Below are 7,178 nucleotides of genomic sequence, written 5' to 3'. Positions count from 1 at the left end.
GGCGGCGGTGGTCTGCGGGTTGGTAATGACATCCACTTTTTTATCGGCGGCAGCGTCGATTTTCGCCTGGCGCTCGGCGAGGGCTTTATCGACGGCCTTCGCCACAATGGCGTCGATCTGTTCCTGCGTGAACTCTTGGGCTATTGCAGAGGTAAACGGGAAAAAGGCGGCGATAACCGCCACGGGTAATGGAAGTTTTTTTATCATTGTCAAAATTATCTCAATATAGGTTAATTTTATTCAGATAATAACAATCCCATTCTGGGTAGACAGAATATCTCGCTATCATAAGAACATTATTTTAATTTTATACATCTACAGAGGCTTTACGCTATTAGGGTTATCCGACCTCCTCGCGCGTTGTTTAATAATGAGCCGCCCCCGGATAAATTATCATTTTGGATAATTTACGGGCCAGCAGCGGTGGTATTGATTGCGTCGGGCATGCGCCATAATTAGCGTCGTTGTTTCAGCAACTGGCGACGCCCTCCGTACTCACGGCACCACCTTTTGCCTCCAGGCGGCGGATAGCATTGATGGCGCCAGCGACCTGCGCTATTGCCGTGAAAAACAGGAACGGCGCGGCGTTGGCCGCCACCCCGGCACCGTCGAGTGGATGAGTAAAACCGCTGGCTGCGCCCCGCTCAGCATAAGATTGCATGATGAACCCCATAATTTATGAAGCCAAAATTTAACAACTGTGACACATCCTCTATTCTCCCGGCCGGTTGCTCAATTACGTTATTTCACTCAGCGATTAAGAAAATGCTCAAATGTGAGCCATCTCGCAAATATTAGCGTCATTTACTCAACGTCTGGAGAACCATGTAAAGTACATTTTTTCGGGTGATGAAGAGAGAAACAATAAAATAAAAAATGATTTTTTCGCGCCCTGAATCTATCGGGATATAGCTGCTAAATCGTTAGTCAACAAGAGAGACAAGATAGTCTTGATGGGTATTTGCTTCGATGATCACAGAAGTAAAAAAACATAATAAATTAATTTAAAAACGTAATGGATTCTTCGAGATCATTTATGTCAGAAATTGTTACACATCCACACAACACACCGGAGTCTGCTCAGAATGAGTAAAAACATAATGCAAAGCCGCCATGACGAATATCATAAATTAACGCGCGGGGAACGTATTGGTTATGGAATGGGCGACTTCGCTCAAAACCTGGTTTTTGGCACAATAGGCGGCTTTCTGGCTCTTCACATGCTGACGGTAAATACCATCAGCACGGCAACGGCTGGGTTTATATTTCTTTTTGTCCGAATCATCAATGTCTTTTGGGATCCGATGGTCGGCACGTATGTTGACAAAAGAACGTCAAAAGCAGGTAAATACCGTCCCTGGCTGATAAGAGCCGGCGTGCCGCTGGTGATCCTTTCCGCGTTACTTTTTGCTCCCATTCCTGGCGTCCGAGGTTCAGTCCCTTTTGCTTTTATCGTCTATTTGGCTCTGGATTTAGTTTATTCGGTGGTGAATATTCCTTATGGTTCTCTTAACGCGTCCTTGACCCGGGATCCGGAATCGATTGATAAACTCACCAGTACCCGCATGATGCTGGCCAATAGCGCGAACCTTCTTGTCTATACCCTGTTCCCGATGTTTGTACAAATGGCCTCGCCAAAAGATCGTAGCCTTAAGGACACCGGTTTTTTTGGCATTGAGCTCAATCTGGGAAACTATACCGATCCATCAGCGAACTACGCCTGGTTCGGCGTTTACTCCGTTTATATGCTAATCGGCGCTGCGGCGCTTTTCATCTGCTATAAATTCACCAAAGAACGCGTTGTTGCGACGGCAGAACAGACTGCCAACGTCAAAACGACCGATCTGTTCCTTGAACTTAAACATAATCGTCCGCTGGTTATTCTCGGGCTGTTTTTCATGCTGGCGTTTACCTTCATGTTTTTCATGAACACGGTTAACGGCTTTTTCAATCAGTACGTTGTGGGTCATTCAGAGTGGATGGGGGCCGTCGGCCTTGTCGCCTCGATTCCGGGCATTGCCTTCCCTATTTTCTGGCCCAAACTCAAGAAAATTTTTGGTAAAAAAGGATTCTTCCACATTTTTCTGGCCATGTTTATTGTCGGTGAATTACTGACTTACGTCTGGTCACGGGAGGGTATGCACGATGCGCTTTGGCTTGCTTACATCGCGACCTTCATTAAACAGTGGGGCTTAACCTCGGCGACCGGCTTTATGTGGGCGCTGGTTCCCGAAGTCATCGCGTACGGCGAATTAAAATCTGGCAAACGGAATGCGGCGATCATTAACGCGATTATGGGGCTGTTTTTCAAGATTGGTTTTACTATCGGCGGCGCTATCCCGCTGTGGCTGCTGGCCGTCTATGGATTCAATGAAACCGGCGCCCAGCAAAGCACCAGCGCTATCGACGGGATCATTATGACCGCGGTGTGGATCCCTATCGCGTTAGCCATTATATCGATGATCATCATTCAGGTTTATCCCATCTCTGACAAAAACGTTAACGATATCAACCGTCAGCTTGATGAGATACGCGTGTAGCTAAAAATTATAAATCCAGCCATTAAGTCACTTTTCATTTTAAAAAGGTGTAATGATATGTCTCTTATTCAAAACCCTATTTTACGTGGGTTTAATGCCGACCCCAGTATTATCCGCGTGAAGGATACCTACTATATCGCCAACTCGACGTTCGAGTGGTTCCCGGGCGTTCGTTTACATGAGTCAAAAGACCTGGAGCACTGGAATCTTCTCCCTTCGCCATTGTCAACAACCACCCTGCTGAATATGAAAGGCAATCCTTCATCAGGCGGGATTTGGGCACCGGCGCTCTCTTATGCGGATGGTCAATTTTGGTTGGTGTATACCGACGTCAAAGTCACCGAAGGCGCCTTTAAAGACATGACCAACTATCTGACCACCGCAACCGATATTCGCGGCCCATGGACGGATCCCATCAAGCTCAACGGCGTAGGTTTTGATGCTTCACTTTTCCATGACGATGATGGGCGTAAATATATCGTGCAGCAAACCTGGGATCATCGTGAGTATCGCCATCCCTTTGACGGCATCACCTTAACCGAACTGGATACCAGGACCCTAAAATTAAGACCAGAAACCGCGCGTACTATTTACCGCGGCACTGCCGTTGCGCTCGTTGAGGGCCCGCATCTGTATAAACTGAACGGCTATTATTATCTTTTTGCCGCCCAGGGCGGCACCGTATTTACGCACCAGGAAGTGGTTGCGCGTTCTAAAACCTTAGACGCCAACAGCTTTGAAACCGAGCCTGGTGAGGTCTTCTTAACCAACGTCGATACGCCAGACAGCTATATCCAAAAGCAAGGACACGGTGCCTTAGTTTCTACCCCAGGTGGGGAGTGGTACTACGCCTCGCTCTGCGCGCGTCCGTGGAATCGCCCGGGTGAGTCGGTCTACGATCCTCGCGGTTGGTCAACGCTGGGCAGAGAAACGGCTATTCAAAAGGTGTATTGGGATGAAGATGGCTGGCCGCGTATTGAAGGAGGCCATGGCGGGAAAACGTTTGTTGAGGGTCCAAAAGATGCCATTTATACCGAAAGCCCGGAAAACCATAGCCAGCACGACGACTTTACAACGGCGACGCTCGATCGCAACTGGAATACCCTGCGGGTGCCGTTCACAGAAAAAATGGGGACCACAGGCGATGGCAAGCTAACGTTAATTGGCCAGGGCTCTTTAGCGAATACCCACGACCTGTCGCTGATTGCCCGCCGCTGGCAGGCCTTCTATTTTGACGCGAAAGTTAAAGTCAAATTTAATCCATTTAACTACCAGCAAATGGCAGGATTAACAAACTACTATAACGATCGTCACTGGAGCTTTGTGTTCATTACCTGGAATGAAATTAACGGCAAGGTCATTGAATTAGGTGAGAATAACCGCGGGAAATATACATCATATTTAAAAGATGACGCTATCAAGGTCCCGGACCATGTTGAAGAAGTCTGGTTCCGCACGAAGGTCAGGAAAGAAACGTATAGCTATGAATATAGCTTCGATGGGGTTGAATTCACTGAAATCCCCGTCAGGTTAGATGCCGCGATCCTTTCGGATGATTATGTTCTGCAAAGCTACGGCGGGTTCTTTACCGGGGCGTTTGTTGGCCTTGCGGCAGTCGACTACTCCGGTTATGACGCCAGCGCTGAGTTTTATCATTTCGATTACCAGGAGCTGGGCGATACGTTAATCGCCAGTGACGCTTACAGCTGGGAAGCCAGTGAGTTACGTGGTTATTAGATAGCCCTGACCAGGGATGTGAAATGAGGAACTGGCGCGACAGGCCGCGCCGGTTCCGGGTATTGCGGGGGGGTTCTGGCCGCAGAATGGATATCCCGGATACCTTTTCGTCGATTATCTGTGGAAAAGAATATCACGGTGGATGCGATCCCAGGGTTATTCCGCCGTTTTTTGTTTCAACGCGGCGTAGCGGCGCTCGTTTGCGACGCGGTCTCCTCTTTATTTTCGCTGTCTTCCAGCCGCACCGCCGCGTTGTGCATCAGGGTATACAAGGCATCGAGCTGGCTGACATGTTTGAGTTCCAGGCGCTGCAGCACATCATCCAGCGCCGTCAGGTGCGCTTCGGCCTGGTAAAGCTGGCTCAGATCGTTAATAGACAATAATGATCTTTGCCCATTAATCTCTTCCCAGCGCCTAATTGCTGGCGCCGGGCAACGCGAGTTTACCGACTAAACGCCCAAGTCGTAGGGGTTGCCAGCGCCCGCTTCCCGCCAGCCAGGTCGCAAAGGATTGCAGCTGCGGATTCATTGTTTTGTTGTCCTGAGCCGAGTTGCGGTTCGCATTCCCTCTCCCGCCAGGCTATATCTTAGACACTTTAATTCATACAGGAGTGAATATGATGGGCAAAAAGATTCTGATGCTGGTGGGCGATTACGCCGAAGATTACGAGACCATGGTGCCGTTCCAGGCACTACAAATGATTGGACATCAGGTTGCTGCTGTCTGTCCTGACAAAACCAAAGGCGACTACATTATGACCGCCATCCATGACTTTGACGGCGCCCAGACCTACAGCGAGAAACCCGGCCATCGCTTTGTTCTCAACGCCGATTTTACAAGCGTGAAAGAGGCGGATTATGACGCGCTGTTGATCCCCGGCGGGCGGGCGCCAGAATATCTGCGCCTGAATGCGGAAGTACTTAAACTGGTGCAAGCGTTTGACGCGGCGCGTAAACCGATTGCCGCCGTTTGCCATGGCCCTCAGCTATTGGCCGCGGCAGGCATATTAAAAGGCCGCACCTGCAGCGCCTATCCGGCCTGTGCACCGGAAGTGCGGCTCAGCGGCGGACATTTTGCCGACATTGGTATCGATCAGGCGCATATTGACGGCAATCTGGTTACCGCCCCCGCCTGGCCCGCCCATCCGCAATGGTTGGCGAAATTTGCCGAATTGCTGCGGTAGAAAAACAACCGGATAACAGCCTCCATGAAGACCGTCTGAAGGAGGCGCTGGCGCTAAAATCGCGCCAGCTCCGGGCTAAATACCAGGACCCATCAGTGCTTCACGATATACATTGTGCGGCTATAGGCCACGTCCTCCGGATTGGCTATCGGATACCCTTTCAGCCACGGTTTAATCAGACGCCCGTTGGTGTACTGATATATCGGCGCGATGGGCGCTTTCGCCATAATGATTTTTTCCGCCGCGTTGTAATCGTCATTGCGCGCTTTTTCCGACGTTTCCAGCGCCGCCTGGGTCAGAATTTTGTCGTAGGCCGGATCGTTGAAACGGGAGATATTGCCGCTATGGGTTGAGGTCAGCAGCGACAGAAACGTCGACGGCTCGTTGTAATCCCCCACCCACGAGGCGCGGATCACATCGAAATTGCCGGTATTGCGGCTATCGATATAGGTTTTCCACTCCTGGTTTTGTAGCTTCACGTCGACGCCCAGATTTTTCTTCCACATTGACGCCACCGCGATCGCGATCTTCTGGTGGTTCTCCGAGGTATTGTACAGCAGCGTCAGCTTCAGCGGACGGTTTGGACCGTAGCCCGCCGCCTGCAGCAGCGCTTTCGCCTGGGCATTCAGTTCGGCCTGGCTCATGCTTTCGATTTGCGTCGGCTGCGGAGTAAAGCCTGCGGTCACGTCCGGAGTAAAGCGCCAGGCCGGTTTCTCGCCGGTACCCAGAATTTTCTCCGCCATCAGACGACGATCGATAGTCATGCTGAGCGCCAGGCGGACGCGCTCATCGGCGGTTGGCCCTTTCTGAGTGTTAAAGGCGTAATAATAAGTTCCCAGCTGCGGCGGAGTATAAACCTGCCCCGGAATATCCTTCAGCAGCTTCTGATACAGATTTTTCGGGAACGACTCGGTGATATCGATATCGCCGGCCAGATAACGTTTGGTGGCCGCTGACTCCTGGTTAATGGGCGTAAATGTGACCTGCTGGATCACCGTTTTGCCGTTATCCCAGTAGTGCGTATTGGGGACCACCACCAGCTTTTCATTCACTACGCGATCTTTTAAGACATACGCGCCGTTGCCAACCAGGCTTCCCGGACGCGTCCAGTTGTCGCCGCTCTCCACGTTAGCCTTCTGCACCGGATAGAAAGCAAAGCTGGCCGTCAGATTACTGAACCACGGCAGCGGTTTATCCAGCTGCACGCGCAAGGTACGCGCGTCCACGGCGGTGACGCCGAGGGTGTCCGGCGCGGCTTTACCATCAATAATATTTTGCGCATTGGCGATTCCGGCCAGCGCAGCAAACCAGGCAAACGGGGACGTGGTTTTAGGATCAACCAGCCGCCGCCAGCTATAAACAAAATCCTCTGCCGTTACCGGCGTGCCGTCGGACCAGCGGGCGTTATCGCGCAGGGTAAATGTCCAGACGCGATTATCATTGCTCTGCCAGCGAGTCGCCACGCCCGGGATCAGGTTGCCTTTCTCGTCCTGATTGACTAAACCTTCAAAAAGATCGCGGATAACCTGAATTTCAGGCAGACCGACGGCTTTCGCGGGATCTAAGGAGGCGGGCTCGTCTTTAATGTGCCGCACCAGCACCTGGTTTTCGGCTAAAACGGTGCCCGGCGGGACATCGGCTGCCCAGGCAAGAGAAGAGACGCTGGCTAACCACAGCGCGCCGCATGTCAATGTGACAGGATACTTCATAAGATCCCC

The 7,178-nt window shown here is 51.2% G+C and carries 5 protein-coding genes and 2 pseudogenes; 3 read left to right on the top strand and 4 right to left on the bottom strand.

All coding sequences use genetic code 11. The features are described from left to right. Together KOSB73_RS14545 and KOSB73_RS14540 are read right to left on the bottom strand one after the other, a co-directional pair. Nucleotides 1–213 (bottom strand): annotated as a pseudogene (locus KOSB73_RS14545) (carbohydrate porin); the annotation flags it as partial. Between the two features lie 256 nt (nt 214–469). After that, a complete protein-coding gene (locus KOSB73_RS14540) occupies nt 470–661 on the bottom strand; it encodes a hypothetical protein (protein WP_133116571.1) in 192 nt (63 codons plus the stop codon). A 439-nt stretch (nt 662–1,100) separates the two neighbouring features. Here KOSB73_RS14540 and KOSB73_RS14535 point away from each other — a divergent pair, with 439 nt between their 5' ends. Further along, nucleotides 1,101–2,540, top strand: coding sequence for an MFS transporter (locus KOSB73_RS14535; RefSeq protein ID WP_165775008.1), 1,440 nt, complete (start codon nt 1,101–1,103; stop codon nt 2,538–2,540). Between the two features lie 57 nt (nt 2,541–2,597). Next, nucleotides 2,598–4,277 carry a glycoside hydrolase family 43 protein gene (locus KOSB73_RS14530; RefSeq protein WP_024360665.1) on the top strand — a complete coding sequence of 560 codons (1,680 nt, stop codon included), beginning with the start codon at nt 2,598–2,600 and terminating at the stop codon, nt 4,275–4,277. 182 nt (nt 4,278–4,459) lie between these two features. Here the strand turns inward: KOSB73_RS14530 and KOSB73_RS14525 are convergent. Next, nucleotides 4,460–4,645, bottom strand: a pseudogene (locus KOSB73_RS14525) (VasL domain-containing protein); the annotation flags it as partial. A 251-nt stretch (nt 4,646–4,896) separates the two neighbouring features. Between KOSB73_RS14525 and KOSB73_RS14520 the strand changes: the two are divergent. After that, nucleotides 4,897–5,460, top strand: a complete 564-nt coding sequence (locus KOSB73_RS14520; RefSeq protein ID WP_074168755.1) for a DJ-1/PfpI family protein — start codon at nt 4,897–4,899, stop codon at nt 5,458–5,460. 92 nt (nt 5,461–5,552) lie between these two features. Here KOSB73_RS14520 and KOSB73_RS14515 read toward each other — a convergent pair whose 3' ends face one another. Then, nucleotides 5,553–7,169 (bottom strand): peptide ABC transporter substrate-binding protein, encoded by a 1,617-nt coding sequence (locus KOSB73_RS14515; RefSeq protein ID WP_049085751.1) that lies wholly within the window; start codon nt 7,167–7,169, stop codon nt 5,553–5,555. Between the last annotated feature and the right edge of the window lie 9 nt (nt 7,170–7,178).

It is taken from the genome of Klebsiella grimontii (assembly GCF_900200035.1).
Lineage (GTDB): Bacteria > Pseudomonadota > Gammaproteobacteria > Enterobacterales > Enterobacteriaceae > Klebsiella > Klebsiella grimontii.
This window is presented reverse-complemented; position numbering and strand designations above follow the sequence as displayed.

Coding starts and splice junctions, on each gene's coding strand:
- KOSB73_RS14515 (WP_049085751.1), bottom strand. CDS start 7,169: ATGAAGTATCCTGTCACATTGACATGCGGCGCGCTGTGGTTAGCCAGC.
- KOSB73_RS14535 (WP_165775008.1), top strand. CDS start 1,101: ATGCAAAGCCGCCATGACGAATATCATAAATTAACGCGCGGGGAACGT.
- KOSB73_RS14520 (WP_074168755.1), top strand. CDS start 4,897: ATGGGCAAAAAGATTCTGATGCTGGTGGGCGATTACGCCGAAGATTAC.
- KOSB73_RS14540 (WP_133116571.1), bottom strand. CDS start 661: ATGCAATCTTATGCTGAGCGGGGCGCAGCCAGCGGTTTTACTCATCCA.
- KOSB73_RS14530 (WP_024360665.1), top strand. CDS start 2,598: ATGTCTCTTATTCAAAACCCTATTTTACGTGGGTTTAATGCCGACCCC.